The 18,700-nt window shown below is 69.4% G+C and carries 37 protein-coding genes; all 37 read right to left on the reverse strand.

Translation table 11 applies throughout. The annotated features are described in order from the left end of the window. On the reverse strand, window positions 1-472 hold a 472-nt coding region (locus ACSIH6_RS37550; protein WP_435113301.1), incomplete at its 3' end, for a hypothetical protein. 74 nt (window positions 473-546) lie between these two features. Further along, the gene (locus ACSIH6_RS37555; protein WP_435113303.1) at window positions 547-2,010 is read right to left on the reverse strand and encodes a phage terminase large subunit; all 1,464 of its coding nucleotides are present in this window, start codon (window positions 2,008-2,010) and stop codon (window positions 547-549) included. Then, window positions 2,007-2,570 carry a helix-turn-helix domain-containing protein gene (locus tag ACSIH6_RS37560; protein WP_435113305.1) on the reverse strand — a complete coding sequence of 188 codons (564 nt, stop codon included), beginning with the start codon at window positions 2,568-2,570 and terminating at the stop codon, window positions 2,007-2,009. The genes ACSIH6_RS37555 and ACSIH6_RS37560 overlap by 4 nt, the downstream gene beginning before the upstream one ends. Window positions 2,571-2,716: 146 nt before the next feature. Further along, on the reverse strand, window positions 2,717-3,403 hold the full coding sequence (locus ACSIH6_RS37565) for a hypothetical protein (protein WP_435113307.1): 687 nt from the start codon (window positions 3,401-3,403) through the stop codon (window positions 2,717-2,719). A gap of 23 nt (window positions 3,404-3,426) precedes the next feature. After that, complete coding sequence (locus ACSIH6_RS37570; RefSeq protein WP_435113309.1) at window positions 3,427-3,831, reverse strand: hypothetical protein; 405 nt, start codon at window positions 3,829-3,831, stop codon at window positions 3,427-3,429. Continuing rightward, window positions 3,828-4,328, reverse strand: coding sequence for a hypothetical protein (locus ACSIH6_RS37575; protein ID WP_435113311.1), 501 nt, complete (start codon window positions 4,326-4,328; stop codon window positions 3,828-3,830). The genes ACSIH6_RS37570 and ACSIH6_RS37575 overlap by 4 nt, the downstream gene beginning before the upstream one ends. Continuing rightward, window positions 4,325-4,861 (reverse strand): hypothetical protein, encoded by a 537-nt coding sequence (locus tag ACSIH6_RS37580; RefSeq protein ID WP_435113313.1) that lies wholly within the window; start codon window positions 4,859-4,861, stop codon window positions 4,325-4,327. The genes ACSIH6_RS37575 and ACSIH6_RS37580 overlap by 4 nt, the downstream gene beginning before the upstream one ends. Continuing rightward, complete coding sequence (locus ACSIH6_RS37585) at window positions 4,858-4,980, reverse strand: hypothetical protein (RefSeq protein WP_435113315.1); 123 nt, start codon at window positions 4,978-4,980, stop codon at window positions 4,858-4,860. Before ACSIH6_RS37585 ends, ACSIH6_RS37580 begins: the two co-directional genes overlap by 4 nt. Beyond that, window positions 4,977-5,723, reverse strand: coding sequence for an HD domain-containing protein (locus tag ACSIH6_RS37590; protein ID WP_435113317.1), 747 nt, complete (start codon window positions 5,721-5,723; stop codon window positions 4,977-4,979). The genes ACSIH6_RS37585 and ACSIH6_RS37590 overlap by 4 nt, the downstream gene beginning before the upstream one ends. A 44-nt stretch (window positions 5,724-5,767) precedes the next feature. Next, window positions 5,768-6,259 carry a hypothetical protein gene (locus tag ACSIH6_RS37595; RefSeq protein WP_435113320.1) on the reverse strand — a complete coding sequence of 164 codons (492 nt, stop codon included), beginning with the start codon at window positions 6,257-6,259 and terminating at the stop codon, window positions 5,768-5,770. Continuing rightward, window positions 6,256-6,987, reverse strand: coding sequence for a hypothetical protein (locus ACSIH6_RS37600; protein ID WP_435113322.1), 732 nt, complete (start codon window positions 6,985-6,987; stop codon window positions 6,256-6,258). Before ACSIH6_RS37600 ends, ACSIH6_RS37595 begins: the two co-directional genes overlap by 4 nt. Window positions 6,988-7,034: 47 nt before the next feature. Beyond that, window positions 7,035-7,853 carry a hypothetical protein gene (locus ACSIH6_RS37605; RefSeq protein ID WP_435113324.1) on the reverse strand — a complete coding sequence of 273 codons (819 nt, stop codon included), beginning with the start codon at window positions 7,851-7,853 and terminating at the stop codon, window positions 7,035-7,037. Window positions 7,854-7,856: 3 nt separating this feature from the next. Then, window positions 7,857-8,312, reverse strand: a complete 456-nt coding sequence (locus ACSIH6_RS37610) for a DUF6011 domain-containing protein (RefSeq protein WP_435113326.1) — start codon at window positions 8,310-8,312, stop codon at window positions 7,857-7,859. Beyond that, window positions 8,309-8,698 (reverse strand): hypothetical protein, encoded by a 390-nt coding sequence (locus ACSIH6_RS37615; protein ID WP_435113328.1) that lies wholly within the window; start codon window positions 8,696-8,698, stop codon window positions 8,309-8,311. Before ACSIH6_RS37615 ends, ACSIH6_RS37610 begins: the two co-directional genes overlap by 4 nt. Continuing rightward, window positions 8,691-9,146 carry a hypothetical protein gene (locus ACSIH6_RS37620; protein WP_435113330.1) on the reverse strand — a complete coding sequence of 152 codons (456 nt, stop codon included), beginning with the start codon at window positions 9,144-9,146 and terminating at the stop codon, window positions 8,691-8,693. The genes ACSIH6_RS37615 and ACSIH6_RS37620 overlap by 8 nt, the downstream gene beginning before the upstream one ends. Continuing rightward, complete coding sequence (locus ACSIH6_RS37625; RefSeq protein ID WP_435113332.1) at window positions 9,146-9,364, reverse strand: hypothetical protein; 219 nt, start codon at window positions 9,362-9,364, stop codon at window positions 9,146-9,148. Before ACSIH6_RS37625 ends, ACSIH6_RS37620 begins: the two co-directional genes overlap by 1 nt. Next, window positions 9,361-9,591, reverse strand: coding sequence for a hypothetical protein (locus tag ACSIH6_RS37630; RefSeq protein ID WP_435113335.1), 231 nt, complete (start codon window positions 9,589-9,591; stop codon window positions 9,361-9,363). The genes ACSIH6_RS37625 and ACSIH6_RS37630 overlap by 4 nt, the downstream gene beginning before the upstream one ends. Before the next feature lie 6 nt (window positions 9,592-9,597). Further along, window positions 9,598-9,957: a VVA0879 family protein gene (locus ACSIH6_RS37635; protein ID WP_435113337.1), complete on the reverse strand. Its 360-nt coding sequence runs from the start codon at window positions 9,955-9,957 to the stop codon at window positions 9,598-9,600. Further along, complete coding sequence (locus ACSIH6_RS37640) at window positions 9,954-10,424, reverse strand: hypothetical protein (protein WP_435113339.1); 471 nt, start codon at window positions 10,422-10,424, stop codon at window positions 9,954-9,956. Before ACSIH6_RS37640 ends, ACSIH6_RS37635 begins: the two co-directional genes overlap by 4 nt. Then, entirely contained in the window at window positions 10,421-10,981 is a 561-nt protein-coding gene (locus ACSIH6_RS37645; RefSeq protein WP_435113341.1) for a hypothetical protein, read from the reverse strand. Before ACSIH6_RS37645 ends, ACSIH6_RS37640 begins: the two co-directional genes overlap by 4 nt. A 63-nt stretch (window positions 10,982-11,044) precedes the next feature. Then, window positions 11,045-11,923: an SPFH domain-containing protein gene (locus ACSIH6_RS37650; RefSeq protein ID WP_435113343.1), complete on the reverse strand. Its 879-nt coding sequence runs from the start codon at window positions 11,921-11,923 to the stop codon at window positions 11,045-11,047. After that, complete coding sequence (locus tag ACSIH6_RS37655; protein ID WP_435113345.1) at window positions 11,923-12,162, reverse strand: hypothetical protein; 240 nt, start codon at window positions 12,160-12,162, stop codon at window positions 11,923-11,925. The genes ACSIH6_RS37650 and ACSIH6_RS37655 overlap by 1 nt, the downstream gene beginning before the upstream one ends. Next, window positions 12,162-12,575, reverse strand: coding sequence for a response regulator transcription factor (locus tag ACSIH6_RS37660; RefSeq protein WP_435113347.1), 414 nt, complete (start codon window positions 12,573-12,575; stop codon window positions 12,162-12,164). Before ACSIH6_RS37660 ends, ACSIH6_RS37655 begins: the two co-directional genes overlap by 1 nt. Window positions 12,576-12,791: 216 nt before the next feature. Further along, window positions 12,792-13,088, reverse strand: coding sequence for a hypothetical protein (locus tag ACSIH6_RS37665; protein WP_435113349.1), 297 nt, complete (start codon window positions 13,086-13,088; stop codon window positions 12,792-12,794). A gap of 99 nt (window positions 13,089-13,187) precedes the next feature. Then, on the reverse strand, window positions 13,188-13,604 hold the full coding sequence (locus tag ACSIH6_RS37670) for a LexA family protein (RefSeq protein WP_435113351.1): 417 nt from the start codon (window positions 13,602-13,604) through the stop codon (window positions 13,188-13,190). After that, the gene (locus ACSIH6_RS37675) at window positions 13,601-13,849 is read right to left on the reverse strand and encodes a hypothetical protein (RefSeq protein WP_435113354.1); all 249 of its coding nucleotides are present in this window, start codon (window positions 13,847-13,849) and stop codon (window positions 13,601-13,603) included. Before ACSIH6_RS37675 ends, ACSIH6_RS37670 begins: the two co-directional genes overlap by 4 nt. 21 nt (window positions 13,850-13,870) lie before the next feature. After that, window positions 13,871-14,164 (reverse strand): hypothetical protein, encoded by a 294-nt coding sequence (locus tag ACSIH6_RS37680; protein ID WP_435113356.1) that lies wholly within the window; start codon window positions 14,162-14,164, stop codon window positions 13,871-13,873. Further along, a complete protein-coding gene (locus tag ACSIH6_RS37685) occupies window positions 14,161-14,727 on the reverse strand; it encodes a hypothetical protein (RefSeq protein WP_435113358.1) in 567 nt (188 codons plus the stop codon). The genes ACSIH6_RS37680 and ACSIH6_RS37685 overlap by 4 nt, the downstream gene beginning before the upstream one ends. Then, on the reverse strand, window positions 14,724-15,155 hold the full coding sequence (locus ACSIH6_RS37690) for a helix-turn-helix domain-containing protein (protein ID WP_435113360.1): 432 nt from the start codon (window positions 15,153-15,155) through the stop codon (window positions 14,724-14,726). The genes ACSIH6_RS37685 and ACSIH6_RS37690 overlap by 4 nt, the downstream gene beginning before the upstream one ends. 43 nt (window positions 15,156-15,198) lie before the next feature. Continuing rightward, window positions 15,199-15,570, reverse strand: coding sequence for a hypothetical protein (locus tag ACSIH6_RS37695; protein WP_435113362.1), 372 nt, complete (start codon window positions 15,568-15,570; stop codon window positions 15,199-15,201). Next, window positions 15,567-15,803, reverse strand: a complete 237-nt coding sequence (locus tag ACSIH6_RS37700) for a helix-turn-helix domain-containing protein (RefSeq protein ID WP_435113364.1) — start codon at window positions 15,801-15,803, stop codon at window positions 15,567-15,569. Before ACSIH6_RS37700 ends, ACSIH6_RS37695 begins: the two co-directional genes overlap by 4 nt. A gap of 16 nt (window positions 15,804-15,819) precedes the next feature. Beyond that, the gene (locus ACSIH6_RS37705; protein ID WP_435113367.1) at window positions 15,820-16,569 is read right to left on the reverse strand and encodes an exonuclease domain-containing protein; all 750 of its coding nucleotides are present in this window, start codon (window positions 16,567-16,569) and stop codon (window positions 15,820-15,822) included. A 3-nt stretch (window positions 16,570-16,572) separates the two neighbouring features. Continuing rightward, the gene (locus ACSIH6_RS37710) at window positions 16,573-17,109 is read right to left on the reverse strand and encodes a DUF6248 family natural product biosynthesis protein (protein ID WP_435113369.1); all 537 of its coding nucleotides are present in this window, start codon (window positions 17,107-17,109) and stop codon (window positions 16,573-16,575) included. Then, a complete protein-coding gene (locus ACSIH6_RS37715; RefSeq protein ID WP_435113371.1) occupies window positions 17,106-17,354 on the reverse strand; it encodes a hypothetical protein in 249 nt (82 codons plus the stop codon). Before ACSIH6_RS37715 ends, ACSIH6_RS37710 begins: the two co-directional genes overlap by 4 nt. Before the next feature lie 18 nt (window positions 17,355-17,372). Beyond that, on the reverse strand, window positions 17,373-17,957 hold the full coding sequence (locus ACSIH6_RS37720; RefSeq protein WP_435113373.1) for a hypothetical protein: 585 nt from the start codon (window positions 17,955-17,957) through the stop codon (window positions 17,373-17,375). A 40-nt stretch (window positions 17,958-17,997) separates the two neighbouring features. Further along, a complete protein-coding gene (locus tag ACSIH6_RS37725; RefSeq protein WP_435113375.1) occupies window positions 17,998-18,384 on the reverse strand; it encodes a hypothetical protein in 387 nt (128 codons plus the stop codon). A gap of 42 nt (window positions 18,385-18,426) precedes the next feature. Further along, the coding region (locus ACSIH6_RS37730; protein ID WP_435113377.1) for a hypothetical protein at window positions 18,427-18,700 on the reverse strand (274 nt) is incomplete at its 5' end.

The raw sequence follows: 18,700 nt of genomic DNA on the forward strand, positions 1-18,700 counted from the left end.
CGGTGCCGTCGCGCATCGCGACCAGGTCGGCGGGGGGCACCGTCCAACGGTTCTCCGCGGTCCGGCCCTGGTAGCGCCTGCGCAGGAAGGGGTAGTAGCTCTGGGGGTGGTGCCACAGCAGGATGATCTTGATGGCCCACCGGACCACGTGTTCCACGTCGAGGCCGTGAACGGGTGCGAGGTGGTGCATCAGCGCATCGCTGGGCTTGGTGGCCGGGTTGTCGAGGTGGTGGTTGAGCAGCCCGTTGCAGGGGCCGCACACGTCGATCATGACCTTGAAGGGTTTGTCGCTGGTGTAGGCGCCGGGCTCGTGCTGGCCTCCGTGGTGCTCCAGGGTGAAGCTGCTCCCGTCGGGCTGGGATCGCCAGCGGTCGAGGTGGCGTTGCTGGAGGATGTGCTCTCCGTCTGAGCCTCGCCCGAGTTGGGTCGCGCAGAACGCGCAGTACCTCGGGGTTCCCTTCGTCCGTGTCACCGTGTCGCTTCCTGCCACGTCGGGTGTTCCTGGTCCGCTCATCCTCGCAGTGCGCCAGTCCGCGAGGCGGGGGTTCAGCGTCCTCCGCGGCGGCGGTTGATGCGAGCCCCTCCCCCGCCCGGGGATCCTGGTGGGCGCGCGCCGGCGCCCGTGCTGCTGCGTTTGCCCGTGGGCACCGCGACCTTCGGCGGGCCGGACTTCAGGTCCAGCTCGGCGGTCATGTACCGCATGGTGTCCATGCCGTCGTCCTGCTTCTTCACCGGTTCCTCCTTGCCGTTGTCCTTCCAGATGTAGGCGGGGATCTCCTCGACCGTGCACGTCGGCGCCCCCACCTCGACCAGCTCCGGGTCCTTCTCCACCAGGGCCTGCTTCATGAAGAAGATCCGTGGCCGCCCGTCGCCCTGCTTGCGCAGGCGGACCTGGACCGCCTCGATCCCCGGTTTGACGTCCTTCCTGGCTGGCGTGGTGGACCGGCCCAAGGCTTTCGCTAGGGACGCGCGGTTCTCGGCCTGGTGGTCGCAGACGATCGCGGTCGGACGCACCCCGATCTCGCGGATGACCTGTTTGATCTGCTTGGCGTGGTCCACGACCAGGCGCTGGGTGTAGAAGATCTCCCGCTGGAGGTAGAGGCGCCCGTCGCCGTCGACACGCCAGAAGTGAGCGACGAAGGGGTGGATGAACCCGAAGTCGACGACCACGTACAGCGGCCAGTCCGCGGGCGGGTCGAACCGGTCGATCTCGTGGAGGGCAACGGAGAACTCCTCGAAGATGACGCCTTCAGCCGCCGCCCAGATCCCTTTCCGAAGACGCAGGAACCGGACGCCGGTGAGCTTGTCGAGCTTGGCGAGGTACTCAAGCCCGGCCTCGGTCCACTCCTGCCCGTCGAACAGCCAGGGGTTGTCCTCGTGCACGCTGGTGAGCATGGCGAGCTCGCCGCTGTCCGCGCGGACCTTGATCCAGTGCTTGTCGTGGGAGGGGTTGCAGGCCAGGACGATCTGCTTGTAGCACTCCCCCGGGCCGCGGAGCCGAGAGATCAGGGTCTCGTGGAGGTCCTGGGAGATCTCGGTGGCCTCGTCCACGAAGATCCGGTCGACCTCCAGCGACAGGAACTTCTCGGGCTTGTCCCCGCCGGCCACGTAGATCACGGACCCGTTGGAGTAGCGGAACGCCGCGGGGTCCTTGGCGGAGCCGCCGTACCAGGTGACGACACCGTCCCTCATCGCTTCGGCGGCGACCTTGCGCTGGAACGTCACCAGCGTGGTGGTGGTCAGCGACACGTGGGTGGCGCGCAGCATCAGCCCGACGAACCCGGGCACCGTCAGGGCGGTGAGGTGCATCTTCCAGCACGCGGCCAGGCTCTTGCCGGTGCCCGCGGAGCCGACGATCACGACCTCGGTGCCGCGGTGGTACATCAGGTCGCGGGCGGCGCCCCGCGGCATGTAGCGGACGATCTGGTCGGAGGGGCCGATCGGGGGGATGTCGTCTTTGTCGACGATCTCGATCGGCCCGAATGTTGGCGCGGGGGTGGGTGTGGTCACTTCAGTGCCTCGGGGTCAACGCCGACGACCTCGTAGCGGATCCCGCCTTCGTGCTGGACCTTGGCGTTGGTCGGGGCGTCCAGGCCCAGGAGCTTGCGGCGTTCCCGGCTGATGGCCATGACTCGGTCGGCGGCCTGGAGGGTGGGTCCGTCGTCCATGACCTTGCGGAGCTTCTTCGGGATCGGGTTGCCGTGGTCGTCGATCCGGATGTTGCCCTCGTCGTCGAGGGCGTACTCGACGATCTCGTGGACGATGCGGCCGCTCTGGCTGACAACCATGTGGGGGCGTTCCAGCACCTCCCAGCATTTGACGAGCGTGTGGTCCAAGCGCTCGATCTCGGTGACGATCAGCGCTTCACGGGTGGCCTCAGGGATGCTGGCACGGATCGCACGGATCGCGCGAGAGACCGTTGGTTGGCTGACCTCGAACTTCTCGGCGATGCGCTCCTGGGTCCACCCTGCGAGGTGGTGCTTCCAGATCTCGCTGTTACGCCCTTTCAGCCGTTCATTCTCAACAAAACCCTTTTCTTCCATTTGTTCGGTTTCTTTTGCTTCTTCCATTTCACCTCCCACTTTCCGGTCTTTTATTCATTCCCATTCACTGCGTTCGCCTTTTCGGCCTCCCGAAGACTGATCCGGTTGCAGTGGCGCACCGGCATGAGGTGATGCTGTCCGGCGCGAGATCCGCTCGCTTGGGTAGCTGGCAGTCAGTCGGCGCGAGCGGGGCGTGGAGTGAGGGTGATGTGCTGGGTGGCATGGTCCAGGCTCACTCTGTAGGTGGTGTTGATGAGGCCTCCGTAGGGGTCGGCGGTGACCCTGGCCCATGACACCTGTGGGGTGAACTCAGACCGGTCGATTGGTGTCCAGGGGGTGTGGAGTTCGAGAAGGGCGTGGGCGGCTTTGACATCGGTGATGGGGGCGTCAGTGATGACGACGACCGTGGTGAGGGATCGGCACAGACCCACGGTCAGCAGGTCGTGCCAGTTGAGGGAGCCTCGGTGGGACACGACCAGGGCATGCCAGCGGGGCGCCATCGCGGCGTCAGCGTTCATGAGTTTGTGCAGGAGTTCGGTGAGGTCGTCCGGGGCGGGGTGGGTGGCCACGGTGACAATCTCCCACCCTGCTTGGAATGCGGTGGCCAGGCCCTGATGGGAGATGTAGTCGGATGGATGTCCGTAAGGAGCGCTGGCGTCGGTGGTGTGTTGTGCCAGGCGGGCCCACATATCGGCGTCGGTGGTGGCGTTGGTGATAACGCGGACCCGGGCTCCGGCGTCGTGCAGGTCCGCAGCTAGTTGCGCGGTGACAGCGAGGTCGATGCCGTCCGCTGCGCTGGTGCAGGTGATGGCTATGGCACGGTCTGGGCGTAGCCAGCTTTGGCGGATGTCGTCGTGCATGGATGTGCTTCCTCTCGGTGGGGTCAGTCGTCGTCTGGGGCGCCGAGATCTTCGCCCCACACGGTGTTGGCCTTGATCCACTGGGCGTCCTCGGCGATGCGGGCGGCGCGCCGGTGGACTTCCTCGTGGTCGTACAGGCCCTCTGAGTCGATCTGGTTGTCGGCTGCCCATCGGGCGAGGGCTGCGGTGAGTTCCATGGCGTGGTCGAACCCCATGTGCACGGCGCTGGAGGAGCGGCCTGCCGGCTCTTCCTCCTCGGATTTGGCGAAGATCCATACGGCGGACTCGTCGGCGAGGCTGGAGGGCTTGACGGTGATGCGGGATCCGTACAGGTCGAGGAATTGCAGGTAGCCGTGGAAGCCTCGCCCTGAGGGGTCGGTGACCTGGTGGGTGAACTGGGGGTCGGTGGCGCGGGTGTGGTTGTTCATCGGAGGTTGTGCTCCTGGGCGCAGGAGTGGCAGACGGTGATGTCGACGGTGCCGACGGTCGGGCTGGTGCGGGTGATGGCGACGGTGGCCGAGCCGTCGCAGATGGTTGGCCGATCGGAGTGAATGAGCGGGCACAGGCAGATGCAGGGCAGGGCAGGGTCGAAGCGGTTGATAGTGGCCCAGTAGGTCAGGGCGGCGATGCCTTCGGGGGTACGCGCCCAGTCCATGACCGGAGCGAAGTGGGAGAACACCGCGGCGATGTGGTCGAGCAGAGCGGTGATGGCGTTGCGGGCGCCTTGGGCGTAGGCGGCGTCGGGGTCATGGAAGGCCTCGATGACGTCGCGGTGGTGAGGGCTTTCAGCACCGCGGGTGAGGACGTCGTCGACGGCAGCCGCGGCGGTGGGTCGGTCGGTGCCTAGGCGGCGTTGGTGGGAGGCGATGAGGTCGTCACGTAGACGGTTGGTGGGTGTGGGTTCTGGGCTGGGGTGGTTGTTCATGAGCAGGCGCACCCGTCGTTGGATCCGCCGCAGGGAGTGCAGTCGGTCCGGCAGCGGCAGCCGGTGTCGTTGTACTCGCCGGTTTCGTGGCCCGGGTGCAGGACGAGGTGCGGGCGGTCGGGCGGCTCGGCGGTGTCCACGATGGTCTTCAGGGTGTCGGGGGCGTGGCGGGCCAGGGCGTCGTACCAGGACCATCCCGGGTGTGCGGGCAGTGTGTCGGCGCCGACGTACTCGCGGGTCAGGCGCAGGGCCTCGGTGAGGTCGTGGACGGCCTGGTCGTGGGGGAGGAAGAGCAGGTCCACGCCGGTGGTGCGGGTGAAGTCGGCGGCCTGGTCGAGCGTCCGCGGGTCGGGGACGGCGGTGGTGTCGTGGTGGATGACGATGGCGTCGCCGCGGCGGGCGACCTGGTTGGTGGCCCAGGTGGTGCGGCAGCGGGTGCAGGCCACGATCGGTTCCTGGGATCCGTTCAGGAGTCGTAGTTCGATGACCTCGTAGTCGTGGCCGGTGTCCAGGCACAGGTGTGGGGTGCTCAAGGGGTGTCCTTCCTTGCTGGGGTGGTCAGGTCGTGGCGGATGACGCGCCAGGCGCAGCACAGCCAGCCGAGGGCGAACCCGGCCAGGGCAGCGGACAGCACGGCGGTGAGGGTCTTCACCAGGTGGGCTCCTGCTCGTAGGTGAGGGCGAACTCCTTGGTGTCGAGGTGGTGGATGTTCTGGTCCTGGTCGAGCACGAGCCAGGTGTGGGAGGGGATGGGCACCCAGGCGCCGTGGCAGTCGCGGTAGGCGGCGTTGGTTTGGGGGTCGGAGGGGGTCAGGTAGGTGAAGCGGTCCACGCCGAGTGCGCCGATGGACAGGTCGTTGGTGAAGCGGTCCAGGCCGAGGGTCGCGGCCACGGCCAGGGCGTTGGTGCCGTCCCAGTAGATGGCGGTGGCCGGGGTGGCGCGGGGGGTGACGGTGTGGATGTCGCGGCCGGGGACGACGAGGAGGGCGCGGGCGGCGGTGTACTTGGCGGTGAGGCGCTCGGCGACTGCGGTGGGGAGTTCGGCGAGGCGCTCGGGATCGGAGTTGTGGAGGTTGTCGGCGAGCTTGACCAGGCGGCCCAGGGGGTGGGCGGCGGCGCGGCGTACGGCGGCGGTGTAGTCCTCGTTGGGGCGGCGGGTGACGGCGTCGAGGGCGTCCAGGACCTGGGGTGGGCAGCCTCGGGCGGCGAGGTCGGCGGCGGTCAGGGGGGTGTCTTCAAGGACGTCGTGCAGGACGCCGGCGATCTGGGCGTAGTCGCCGTGGGGGGCGAGGAGGTCACGGACGGCGATGACGTGGCGGACGTAGGGGTGTCCGGCCTTGTCGGTCTGTCCGCCGTGGGCTTGGAGGGCGAGGGCGGTGGCTTCAGCGAGGTTCATCGGTGGTGTCTTTCGTTGGTGGTCGAGTAGCGGACAGGTCTGCGTCAGCGGCAGTACGGGCATACGTCTGACAGCAGGTCGTGGAGACGTTTGTGGTGCTCCATCCACCACAGGACGGTGAACACGGAGAGCGCGCTGCCGATGAGCACCGTGGGATTGGCGGGCAGGCCCAGCAGGAGAACCGGGATGGTGTTGGCGCTGAAGACCAAGGCAGAGCAGGCGACGATGGTCGTGAGCAGGCGGCGCCACCAGGGTCGGCCGACCCGGTGCCACAGGGCCAAGGCCGGGAGGTACTCCCCCACGTGCGCCTCGATCTGGGTTCGGTAGTCGTAGCAGGTCTGGCACGTGTGGTGGCAGGGCCCGTCGGTGAACAGTGCCAGCGCGAACATCACGGCGGCGGCCAGGAGCACTATCTGGGGTGTGTCCCACAGCGGGGGCATGGCTGTAGCGATCCCTGCTGCGGTCGCTGTGGCCAGGGGGCGGTTGCGGCCGAGCACGCATCGGGTCCTGGTGATCCAGGTTCGTGGGGCGGTCACTGCGGGGTGCCTTCGTGGTCGGTGTGGGTGAGGGTGCGCAGGTGTTGCTGGAGGGTCGCGACGTGGCGGTGGATGGTCGTGTGGTCGTGCGACGGGGCGGGCAGGGTCTTGCGGCGCTCGAACCGGATGCGGAGGGTGGCGGTGTTCGTAGCTCGGCCGTACACGCGCAGGTGTTGGGTGTGGCGGGTTCGGTGGGCGTGGTGGAGGGCGTACTCGGTGAGCGCCAAGACGTGCTTCAGGGTGGTGTCGTCGGGCCCGAAGTGGGGGTGGGCGCCGAGGGTGGGTAGCGCGGCCGCGGTGGCGCAGATGGCGTCGAAGGCCAGGGCGGCCGGGTCGGTGTGGGTGTCGATGACGTGGGCGCGGACGTAGGCCAGGGCCTGCTGGATGGTCGGGGTCGGGTCGGGGGCGGGGTGGTGGTTGGCGCACAGCGCAAGGTGGATGTGCTGAAGGGCGTAGTGGGCGTACTCGTTTTCGTTGAGCTGTCGGTGGCGGTCGGGGGGCCTGGCCGCGGTTGTGCGTTCGTTGAGGTAGGCGGTGTGGTCGTCGACGAGGGCCAGGCCGTGGTGGATGTCGGCGAGGGTGGCGGTGCATCCGGTACCGGTCGTGGTGTCGAGTGCGTCCATGAGCGCGTTGACCGTGGCCGTGATGTCGTGGGCGGGTTCGCCGGTGAGGGCGATGGCGAACCGGTGGGCCAGAGCGGTGAGGGCAGTGGTCTGTTCGGAGGTCACGGCGCGGGGTCCTTGGTGTTCAGGGGCGGTTCGGCCCGTGTGAGGGGTCATGAGGCGTGGAGGTCCTGGTAGGGGGTGTAGCGACAGTTCCCGCACACGTCGGTGGTGCCGACGGGGGTGATGGTGTCCTCCCAGGTGATGTAGCTGGTCATGTGGTAGCGGGAGCGGGTGTGGCAGCGCACGCACCACAGGAGGCGGAGCTCGCCGCAGAGCACGCTGGCTTCACCGAGGGCGGGGGCGGCGTCCTCGTCGATGAGGTCCGCGCCGAGCTCGGTCAGGACCGCTTGGGCGATCTGTTCGCGGGTGGCGAGGTCCAGGCGCTTGCGGTCCGCGGTGGCGGCGGTGATGGCGCCCAGGACCCGGGCGCGCATGTGGAGGCTGTGCTCTGGTGCGGTGGTGTCGGTGCCCTGCTCTGGTGCGGTAGGGGGATCTGCAAGTTCTGGTGCCGTTTGGCGTTGGCTTGCAGTTCGGGCCCGGTGCAGCAGGTGCGCCCACCAGTCCGCGAAGCAGGTATGGCCTTGGTGGTCGGCGGCCATGTTCAACGGCAGGCCTAGGGCTTGGTGCAGGTCCAGGGCCATGACGTTCTGGGCGGCGCGGGCGGCGGCGTCACGTGCGCGGGCGGTGCGTTCGTCGTCGGGCAGGGTGTGGGAGGCGCGGTGGTGGTCGGCGGCCGCGGCCGTGAGGACGTCGTTCACCCACTGGGCGTCGCGTTCAGCGACATGGGCGCCGTCGGGACGGCCGACGTGGATGGTGATCGGCTGGCCGTCGCCGTCGCGGCCGGGGGCCAGGTGCGCTGACCAGGTGCCGTTCCAGGGCGGGGTGTGTTCGGGGTCGCAGTGGGGGCAGTCCCCCAGGGTGTGGTCCATGGGTCAGTCCTGCGGGTCCAGGGGGATGCCGTGGGCGGCGAACATCTCGACGATGAGCGGGTCGTCGCGGAACTCGTCGAGGGACTCGTCCTCGGTGTCCCAGTCGGCGTCTTGGAGAGCGCCGATCAGGGGATCCAGGACGATGCGTTTGGTGTCGTCGTCGGCGCCCTGGTCGATGAGTGCGCGGGCGACGCGGTTGAAGACGTCGCTTCCTGCGGCCCATCCCATGGTGGCCTCCTTGTTGGTGGTGAGCAGGTCGAGTTGTCCTGTGCCGGGGGTGGGGCGGCGGCCGCGGCCGCAGGTGGGGTAGCGGTTGCGTTCGCCTCGGCACACGGGCCCCAGCCCCGCGGCGATGGAGTCGCGGTGTCGCAGTTGGCGTCCGCACTCGCACACCACGTGCCGGTGGGGTAGCGCGGCGGCCGGGAGCAGGCACTGCTGGCCCGGCCCGGGGGCGCTCACCACGGTGGCGGTGGGGGTGTGTCGGGGGGCGGGGGGTCGTCGACGATCGCGCGGGCGATGGCCAGTTCGAAGCAGAAGGCGCGCTCGATGCAGGTGGGCACGTCGATCATGGGGTCCGCGCTGATGGTCTCGGCGAAGGCCTTCAGGCCGCGGACCTTGGCTTGGAGTAGGTCGGCCACGGCGTCGGCGACGCGTAGGTCCCATACCTGGGCGTGGTCGATCGCGGCGAGCTGGCGGGCGCGGGCGACGGGGCTGGAGGTGTCCTGCTGGATCGCGAGGGCGCCGGCCACACCGAAGGCCATCACCGAGGAGGGAGAGGCGGTGCTGGAGGTCTGGTGGATGCGGCGCACGGCGCGTTCGAGGAGTTCGACGTGCTGCTCAGTCACAGGGGCCTCCCGTGATGATGGCCGCGGACACGGCCAGAGCGGCCTGGTGCATCGCCTGATCGACGTGCATGGCTCCGCCTCGGTGGTAGTAGGGGCCCGAGCCAGTGCGCAGCATCCACTGCCGTACAGGCCAGCGGCGGTCGATCACTCCGTGGCTGAGGGCCGAGGCGCCGATCCCCAGGGCGGTACGGCCCGGGTGCAGGCGCAGGTCCAGGACGTGGTTGGCGATGATCAGGGCGGTGGCCTGCACGGCGTGGTAGGAGGCCACGTGGCCGACCAGCGCGGCCCAGGACTGGGCTTCGGTGCATTCGGCGTCGCGGTCGGCGCGGCAGGGTTTGAGCGAGGCCTGGCGGTCGGTTTGGACGAGGAAGTCACCAGCCGTGTGGGCGGCGGCCAGGACCGCGGCGACGGCGGCGAACCTCGCGGCCCGGCTGGGTCGGGTGGGCATCAGTTCTGTCCTCCCAGGGGGGTGCCGCACTCGGAGCAGTGCGGGTAGCCGGTGTATCCGGAGATGCGGCCGTCCTGGTCCAGGCAGACCGCGCCGGGTACGTCGTGGCCTTCGGTGGTGGTGCGGCGCAGGACGAACCACGCCGACCCGCACGGGCACTGGGCGCCGTTGTAGCTGGAGCGGCGGTCGGCCAGGGAGATGACGCGTGTGTCGCTCACGGTCGGGTGCTTTCTGTGTGCGGGCGGGCGATGAAGGGAGCCAGGTCGGTGGTGTTGAGCCACAGCAGCAGGCGCACCAGGGTGGTGGCGCTGGGCTCGTGGCCACGACGCAGGCGGGTGCCGGTGGCTTCGTAGACATGGGCTTGGCGGCACAGTTCGCGCCAGGAGATGTCCCGTCGCTGACGAGCCAGGTCGAGGTCGCGGTGCAGGGCGAACGGGTCGAACATCGTGGGCTACTCGGGTGTGTGGGCGAAGGGAAAAGCGTGGACGTTCTCGCCGTCGGGCATGAGGACGGTCCAGGGGCCGGGGAAAAAGCCGTAGGCGGCCGAGGAGCACCCGCGGGTGTGGGTTGGCGGGTCGTTGAGCGCACCAAGTTCGCGGCCGATGCAGTGCTGGCCCATCACGTGCAGTCCGGTGACCGGGTCGCCGTTGGGGTGAGTGCGCGGGTTGATGTCCAGGGCCTGGGTGAAGTCGCGGCCGGTGGCCACGTCGTGGCAGTACGGGCACTGGAACGCCCATTCGAGAGGGTCGGGGCCAAAGCGCGCGCGGGCTTCAGCGGCGAATTCGTCCTGGGTGAGGGCGCGGGAGGTCACGGCGTGGCTTCCTCATGGTCGGGTCGGATGCTGGTCAGGTGGGTGTAAGTGAGCAGGAACCCCACCGAGCGCAGGTGGGCGCTGATGAGGCGGGTGTCGGGGGCGGGCTTGGTCAGGCGGCGTCGGATGGTGTTGGCGGTGCAGGCCAGTGCTTGGGCGCGCAGGCTTCCCAGGCCCAGGTGGGGGGCGATCTCGTGCAGGGCGTTCAGCGCGGGGGCGGCGTGGGCCGGAGCGGGCATGGTGATCGGGTCGAGGGAGAACGCGGACAGGGCACGGCCGAGGTAGCGCAGCTGCTCGGAGGCCAGACCCGGGTCGGGATGGGGCTGGTCTGCCAGCTGGGCTAGGTGGGTCGCGGCCTGGTCCAGGAGCTGGGGGGCGAGGGTGCGCACGCCCTCGGCAAGCCGGATGATCTGGCCGCGGGTGGGGGCGGCCTGGTGTGTGGTCGGCGGGCAGGCGGGGGTGCTCACGCTTCCTCCCGGGCGGAGAGGGTCTCGGCGTGGTTGGTGGCGTCGTGCTGCTCGGTGAAGGTCTCGGTGGGGCCGATGTGGCGGACGAACCACGGGCCGGTACCCCAGCGGTCGTCGTGCTCGACGACGATGCCTCCGCAGGGGCTGGGGTAGTGGAAGCGGGTGGCGTGGTCCAGGCGGGAGCGCAGCTCGGCGATGGTGCGGTCGCGTTCGGCCAGGGCGCCGGCCACCGCGGGGGCGGCCACGTCCACTGCGGCGCGGGCGTCGGTCAGGCAGTTGGGGACGAACCTGCGGTTGATCTCGTCGCGGATCAGATCGTGAGCCTCGTCCCATGTGTCCTTGGGGAGGGTGCTGTGCCGTTCCCAGACGGTGTCGCAGGCCTCGTGCAGACGCCGCCAGAGATCGCGCTGGCGGGGGGTGGTCGTGCTGTGGGGTGCGGCGGCTTCGGCCCAGTCGTTGCGTAGGGCGTCGGCGGCGTGCACCAGGGCGCGCACCTCAGCGGGCAGTCCGGGCAGAGTGCGTTGTTCGCCAGGGGCGGGGGGTTGGTCGGGGGCCACGTGTTCTCCTGGTCTCAAGGGGTGGGGTTGGGCCCGCTCGCGTACTAGCGGGCCCGTGAGGGGTCAGCGGGTGACGTTGATGTCGCCGCCGGAGGGCACGGGCAGGAAGTCGACCCTGCCGTCCTTGAGGGCCTGGTAGAGGATGTAGCCCTCTGGCCCCAGCACGTCGACGAGGTCTTCGATGGCCTCCAGTTCGGCCTCGACGCGGGCGTTCTCAGCTTCCTGGGCGGTGGTTTTCTCCACGGCCTCCTGGGCCTGGGTGAGAGCAGCGCGCACCTCCTCGGGCGGGGTGGGCTGTTGAAGGGTGAGCTGGGGTTCTCCCGGCTTGCCCTTGTCCTTGTCCGTGGGGTCGTAGGTCGGGGAGATGAAATAGGCGTCTCCGCCCTGCTCAGCGATGTAGGTGGCCAGGAGGGTGCCGACTTCCTTCTCCCACTCGGCCTTGGCGTCGGCCGAGGTGTACAGGTCACGCCAGTTGTAGGACTTGGTGGCGTCGTCGAGGGCGCGGTTGAGGGGCTGGCCGATGTAGTCACGCAGCACGGCCGACCAGCCGGCGTTGCTGTGGGCCTGGTACTTGAGGCCGATTTGCTCATGGAACTGGCGCAGCACGTCGCAGTCGGTGTTGAGCTGGAAGCTCACCAGTCCGGTGACGGTGAGCTCCAGATCGTCAGCGGAGACCACGGTGGCGGTGGCCATGTCCGCGGTGTCGGCGCCGGAGAAGGTGAAAGTGCGCTGGCCCGCGGGATAGGAGTAGGTCTGGTCAGCGGGCCCGTGGTACTCGCGGTGGCCAGGGTCGACACAGGTGTCGAAGGTGGTGGAGGACAGCGGCCCGGCGTTGTAGATCATCCCGGCCTGGTCGGGGCCGGTGCTGATGGAGCAACCGGCGAGCGCCATGGCGGCGACGAGGGTGAGGAGGGCGGCGAGGTAGCGCCGCGGGGTGGTCATCAGGTCAGGCCTTTCAGTTTCGTGGTGCGGTTGGTGTGCTGGCGCAGATGGTCGAGGACGGTCTGCGCGAAGGGGTCGATGTCCGCGTGGTGGACGGCTTCAGCGAGAAGCCGCTGCTGGAGTTGCTGGTGAGCGTTGACCAGGAGGGTGGCGCGGCGCAGCCTGCGGGCGAGTGAGGCGAAGACCCACACGACGCCAGCGGCCAGGAGGCCGAGCAGGGCGAGGAGCACGATGGCCATCACGGGCCGCCTCCGGGGGGCAGGAGCGGGTCCAGGGTGCGTTCGGGGGCGCCCAGGTAGCCGCGCCGGTGCGCGGTGGAGACCAGATGCGGGCGGCCGCTGCATCCCCAGCGGGCGATGAGTCGGCGGATGTGGTCGCGCACGGTGTTGATGGAGATCCCGAGCTCGGCGGCGATCTGTGCGTCCTTGCGGCCGTTGGCGACCAGGGCCAGGATGCGCTTCTCCTGGGTGGTGGCGAACGGGTTCTGGGCCAGCCACAGGCGGGCCTGGTGGTTGGCCTCATCTAGGAGGGCGCGGGCGTGCGCGATGGCCTTCGTGAGCGGCTCGGGCAGTCGCGTTCCGCAGGTCTTGCACCATTCCTGGCAGCGGGGACGGGCGTAGGAGCATCCGGGGCAGCGAGTTGTGGTGGTCATCGGGGCACCGCCCGACCACCACAGCGATGGTTGCCGTGTGTGCTCGTGTGGTGTGTGTGCGTAGTGAGGAGCATGGGCCGATGATAGCCAGAGTGCATGGTTGTCATAGCTATTGGCTATGATGGTGGTTGTCCCTATCAGCTTGGATCAGGCTGACGTCGTGTTGGGGGATGCGACGACGGACAAGAAGGCGGGGCTGGAGACAGCCCCGCCTTCTTAGCGTTGCTGGGGTCCTTCGTTCATGGGGGTGCCGTTGCCGCGTGCGATGCCCAGGCGGTCACAGCAGTGGGCGCAGCGGGGGCACCCCAACCGGGAGAACACCCCGGGCAACTGCCAGCCTCGGTCTTGGCCGCACACGGACCGTCCGGGCGGCCCGGGCCATTCCGTCAGGGCATCGACGACGTCTTCGTCGTCGGGGTTGAACACCTGGCGAGGGACGGCGTGGAGTCGGCGCCACGCGCCGGTGGCCAGCCACCAGTGGTCGTGGTTGGTCGGCACCGGGAAGGAACTCACCAGAGTCTCTTCTGGTGGCAGGCGAGCGCGATGTGTAGTCTCACCGGGTCGCCAGTGGCGTCGAGCACGGCCTCGACCAGCGCATCAGCGAGAGAGCGCTCAGACATCGGCTTCTTCGCAGTCGTGCAGGAAGGCAGCGCACACCAGCTCTCTCAACCCGGTTCCGTCGACAATCTGGTGCACGGGGTGTTCACCCGGGCCCTCACCGCCGAGGTCCGGGTTCGAGCTGTGGTACAGCCAGGCGGAGCCGCCTTCCTTGTCCTTGCGGATCCAGAAGGCGTCCAGGTCCTCCGTGGGCAGACTCACCGCCGTGCGGCCCGCACGGTAGTCGTGGCGAACCAGGTAGCCCTTCTGCACCAGGAGGTCGACCTGGTAGCCGACACCGGAGGCGCTGTGCATACCGACCTCGTCAGCGATCTCGCGCAACGACGGTGGCTTGAGCAGGTCCGCGGCGTAGTCGAGGTAGACCTGGAGGATGGCGGTCTGGCGGCGAGTCAGGGCGGGGCGCCGCGTCATCGCTGGTCCTTGGAGCGCTGGGTGGGGACGAACGGGCCCTCGGCCCAGCCGCCCTGGTAGGTGCCGGTGTGCATGGCGTGCGCGATGCGGCGCAGCTCGACGGTGTGGGGGTTGGACAGGCCGTGGAAGCGGCTGTCGTAGACGATGCGGTACGTCGACCGCACGGCGAGACAGACACCGATGACGGCGGCGGCCACGGCCAGCACGGCCAGACTGGTGAGAATCACGGCGGTGGCACCGAGCAAGAACGTGACGATGGTGTCCTCCTAGAACAGGGTGGTTTGATGCAGGTCCACGCGCGCGTAGTCGCGGGCGCGGTCCAAGACGAGGGTGTGGGCGCAGTCGGGGCAGCCGAACGCGATCAGGGCCAGGTGCGGCGGCGGATCCCCGTCCTGCTGAGGGTGCAGGGTTCCGGTGCTGGAGGCGGCCTCCGTGGTGCTGCCGCAGGCCTCGCACTGGCGCGGGGGCAGGCAGAACACGCGGGTGGTGCGCCACGGTGACCAGGTGACCGGGCGGCCCGCGTACTCGGGCAGGTCCGGCAACCTGACGAGCGCGGTCACCGCAGCCCCAGACGGGTGCGGTCGGCGGCGTCGATGCAGGCGCGGCGGGAGAGTTCCGTCTGCCAGCCCTCCTCGGTGGCACGGCGGGCGATCTCGCGGCGGACCGCTTCCTCGACGGCGGCCTGGGCGGCGGTGTCGCGGCGGGTGCGCAGCTGCTGGGTCTGGTGGGTGAGCCGGACCAGTTCGGTGTTGTCCTTGCCCAGGCGACGGGTGGCCACGACCATCACGGAGTTGGCTCCCAGCAGCACGTCATCGACGTCGGCATAGGGCCGCCGGGTCTGGCGCAGGCCGCTGCTGAGGAGGGTGCGGTCGACGCGCACGTCCACCGGCGCGGGCCCGGGGCCGGCCTGGCGGGCGGCGCGGTTGAGCACGCACCGGGTGTCCTTGACCACGAGGTAGAGCTGCTCGTGCAGGTCGGAGGTCTCTTCGTAGCTGAGCCAGCGGCCCACATCGCGGGAAACCCGCTCGCGGGGGTCGCACATGGTGCGGACGTAGTGCTCGGCGGCGGCTTCCCACTCGTGGCGCTCGGGCCACATCGTGCCGTTCTTCAGCGGGCAGGTCACTGGCCTTGCCCCCTCGCCGTCTGGGCGGCGTCGCGGTAGGCGTGCCGCATCGCCGCGGCCACCAGCGCTTCCGGGGAGGTGCCGTCTTCGGGGAACAGGTATTCGGGGTAGGCGTCCGCCTTGGCCTCCAGGCGTTCGGCGATCTGCTCGTCCGCGGGCGGGAGCGGGTGTACCTCGGTGGCCGTGACGCCAAGCAGGTCCGTCATGGGGACCTCCAACGCGGTTGCGAGCAGGTACAGGTGCTCAACGATCACCAGGTTTGTGCCGCTCTCGATCTTGGAGATCTGGCTCTGGTGCATCCGCGTGTTCAGGCGGCACACGCGCTGGGCGAGTTCGCTCTGCGACCAGCCGCGTTGCAGACGGTCCTGCTTGACACGTTCGCCGACGGCGGCGGACAGGCCGCTGGCGGGGCCGAGAGTTTCTGTCATCGGTCGGAGTTTCTTCTCGGTGGACGGTTGGCGTTGGGGGGCTTCAGCATTTCCAAGGGACGGTGGCGAGGGTGTGGTCCCAGTCCAGGACCTGTTTGTCGTAGCCGTTCGGGGCGTCCTGGGTGGCGGGGTCGAAGGTGTGCGCGGCGGTCACGGCGCGGCGGAAGGTGTGCCAGTCCCTGCCGAAGTAGCACCAGGCCCCTTCGAGGCTGTGCGGGGTGCTGGTGAAGCCGATGGTGAGCCGCCAGTTGAAGAGGGCCTCCATGAGTTCCAGACGCACGGTCCCGGTGTCGCGGACCAGCCACAGGCGCTGGTACCCGGTGGAGGTGACACGCAAGGTGTCGCCGTCGGGCCCGGGGACGGCCAGCTCCGAGCGTGTGTAGCGGTACTCGTAGTCGAGCAGGTGCGCGTTCACGGGTTCGTCCTGATGCGCAGGAAGTCGCCGCCAACGAGGCGGAAGTGCACGGCCAGGCACACGGCGTGGACCGCGTTGGTGGCGTGCAGGGCCTGTGTGGCCCGGGCCAGGCGGCGGCCGACGGTGCGCTCGGCGATCTTGAGCTGCTCGGCGATCTCCTCGTAGGTGCGGCCCTGGGCGAGCAGGGTCAGCACCTCGCGCTGGTCCGCGGGCAGCCTCGGTGGTTTGTGCATGGGTGGTCCCTTGGGGTCAGGTACGGATGGGCCAGGCGGGGTCGAAGTCGCGGCCCTCGGCCTTGCCGATGCGGGTGAAGTAGGCCTGCATGTCGGTCTGCTGCTCGGCAAACCAGGTGATCTGGGCGTCGTGGAGCTGGTCGGGGGTCATGGCGGCCAGGCGCGGGGCGGCGGCCAGCATCTTGTAGAAGACGCGGGCGGCGGCGAGGGAGTCGGCCTGGGAGCCGTGGGCATCGTCGCCGAGCGGCACCTGGTAGATGTCGGCGACCGCGGTGAGCTTGCGGCATCCCTTCCCGGACCGGCGCGGGGTGATGACCTTGTCCAGGACGAAGGGGTCAGCGACCGGGCGGATCTCGGTCAGCTGGTGGGCCAGGTCGGCGTGACCGTGGCGCAGGCACTCGGCGCGCAGCAGCGTGAGGTCGTAGGCGGCGTTGAACGCTACTGGGACCTTGCCTTCCCTGGCCCACTCGATCAGGTCACCGGCGATTTCGCGGATGCCGGAGGCGGCCTGCTGGCCGCGCTCGCGCACGTGCTCGTTGGTGATCCCGTGGATGTCGATGGCCTCCTGGGGGATCTCCACCCCGGGGTTGAGCAGCCACCCGGCGTGGATGGGGCGGCCCAGGCTCATGGACAGGTTCCACCGGGACCAGGACACGATGCGTGCGGTGCGCGGGTCGGGGCCGGTGGTCTCGGCGTCGAACGCGATCAGGTCCACGCCCATCCAGGGGCTGGTGGTGTGCTCAGCGGCGGGGGTGGGGGTGCTCATCTGCTACTCCAGGTCGAAGAGGGGGTCTATGCCCGTGGGGGCCGGGCGCCGACGGGGTACGGCGTGGCCAGGAATTTCCCCCTCATTGTCACCTTCGGTAGTGACAATGTGACCCTTTTTGGTGCACGGGCAGCGGCAGACCCACACACACTCCTGTTCGTGGGGGCGAGCGATCACCGGGGCGATGGGGTGGCCGCGGTGGTTGTGGAGGCGGTCGAGGTTGTCGTCGACGCTCGGTCGGCCTTGCTGGCGGTGCACACACAGGTCGCACCGGCTCGCCCAGCAGTTCCAGCAGGTGCCGCGTTCGCATATGGACCAGCGCCAGTACCCGAAGGGGTAGCCCTGCTCGAAGGCCCGCATCCACGTCGGCCAGGCGTGGGCGCGCACCCACTCCCCCGCGGCCTCGGACATAGGCGAGGGGTTGGGGGTGGGATCGACCAGGCCCAGCAGGAGGGCGCGGTGCAGACCCAGTTGAGGGATGGACCGGACCCGGTCCATCTCGGTCTCGGTGAGGACGCGCTGCGGCCGCCGGGGGGTCACCGCTGCTCCGGCTGGGTGTAGGGGATGTAGCCCGAGAGCCACTCCTTGCCGTGGCGGGTGAGTGGCTGGGCGCGGAACTCCGTGGCCTTGATGACCCGCGGGTACTTGCCGTTCAGGTGTGTGTGGCTGGGGTGGTAGTCCACGACGTGCACCTGGTTGCCGTCGATCTTCTCGACGCGGACGGGGACGAGGTTGTTCTTGGCCTTCTTCCAGATGCTGTCGACGGTGATGTGCGAGGTGTCCACTGTGGGTCCTTTCCGGGGTTACCAGCGGTTGGGGTCTCGGTGAGTGAGCGGGCCGCTCTGGGAGATGCGGTGCCGCCACTCGGCGGGCGGGATCTCCTCCCAGACGGCGAGGTCCAGCGCGGCGCGGGCCTGGGCGGGCAGGCCGTTGGGCCAGCGCACGTACAGGCGAGCGCCCAGCAGCCCGGTGGTGGGGCGTTCGATGGACCAGGAGACTCGGCCCGGGGTGAGGGCGGGGTTCAGGCCGGTGAGCATGATGACGTCGGGCATGCCGCCGGGCCAGGGCCGGTCGCCGGGCCGGTCGCCGGTGACGCCGCTGGGGATCGCGCGCAGGTCCGCAGCGGCGGTCAGGCCGGTGGTGGTGCGCCGGTCCGGGACGAGGGTGCCCTTGCTGTGGGTCCACCCGGGCGGCACGAACTCGGGACGCGGGGCTCGGAAGCCTTTGATGGCGCCTTTCTCGTCCAGGCGCAGGCGCACGCGGCCGGGCAGGCCGAGGTGTTCGCGCCACTGGGCCAGCCGCAGCGCGCGGGTGCGGCGGTCGGCGGCGAGAGCGGCCATGTGCCGGTGGGTGATCTGTGCGTTCCGGGCGAGGTAGACGGCCACCATCTCGTTTCCTCCTTTCGTGGTGGGTTCGGGTCGGGGTGGGTCAGGAGAAGAAGCTCAGGACGGTGTCGACGGCGTCCCCGAGCAGGGAGCCCCGGTCCTTGCCCTTGTCCTTGTCCTTGGGATCGTGGTCGTGCTCGGTCGCCGGGGCGGTGAGCTGCTGGGCGTGGTCGCGCACCGGGCCGTCGGGCCGCAGGAGCGTGGGCACCATGGCCGCGGCCTCGTCCGGGTCGGTGCCGCGGCGGTGGGCGTCCAGGAGGTAGGCGATCGCGGTGAAGGTGTGCCCTTCCTGGACGATGCGCAGGTAGTGCTCGTCGAGGCGGCCTTTCTCGCGCATCTCCTCGGCGGCGTCCAGCGAACGCACGGCGGTGCTGGCGTAGCGGGTGATGGCGTCGTCGACCCCATCAACGGGATCCCAGGTCTTCGTCATGATGTCCTTCCGAGGTGTTCAGAGAGCGAGGTTGTAGACGGGTTAGTCGTCGTCTGCGTCCTTGTGGGCGTCCCAGCCCGGGTCGTGGGCCTCGTAGAACTCGTCGTCGCCGACGCCCAGGCGCAGAAGCTCCAGGGCCTGAGCGCGGTTCCGCTCACGCTGCTTGCGCTGACCCTCCACAGAGCGCACCGGCCAGCGCGCGATGCGGTGGCCGGTCTGTTCCCGGTGGTTGATCCCAGCGGCCTCGTTCTTGAGGTAGGGGTTGCAGCCGACGACGGTGCATCGCTGCCGCTGGGAGGTGCGCTTCACGGTGGTG

It is taken from the genome of Nocardiopsis synnemataformans, assembly GCF_965343085.1.
GTDB lineage: Bacteria > Actinomycetota > Actinomycetes > Streptosporangiales > Streptosporangiaceae > Nocardiopsis > Nocardiopsis alborubida.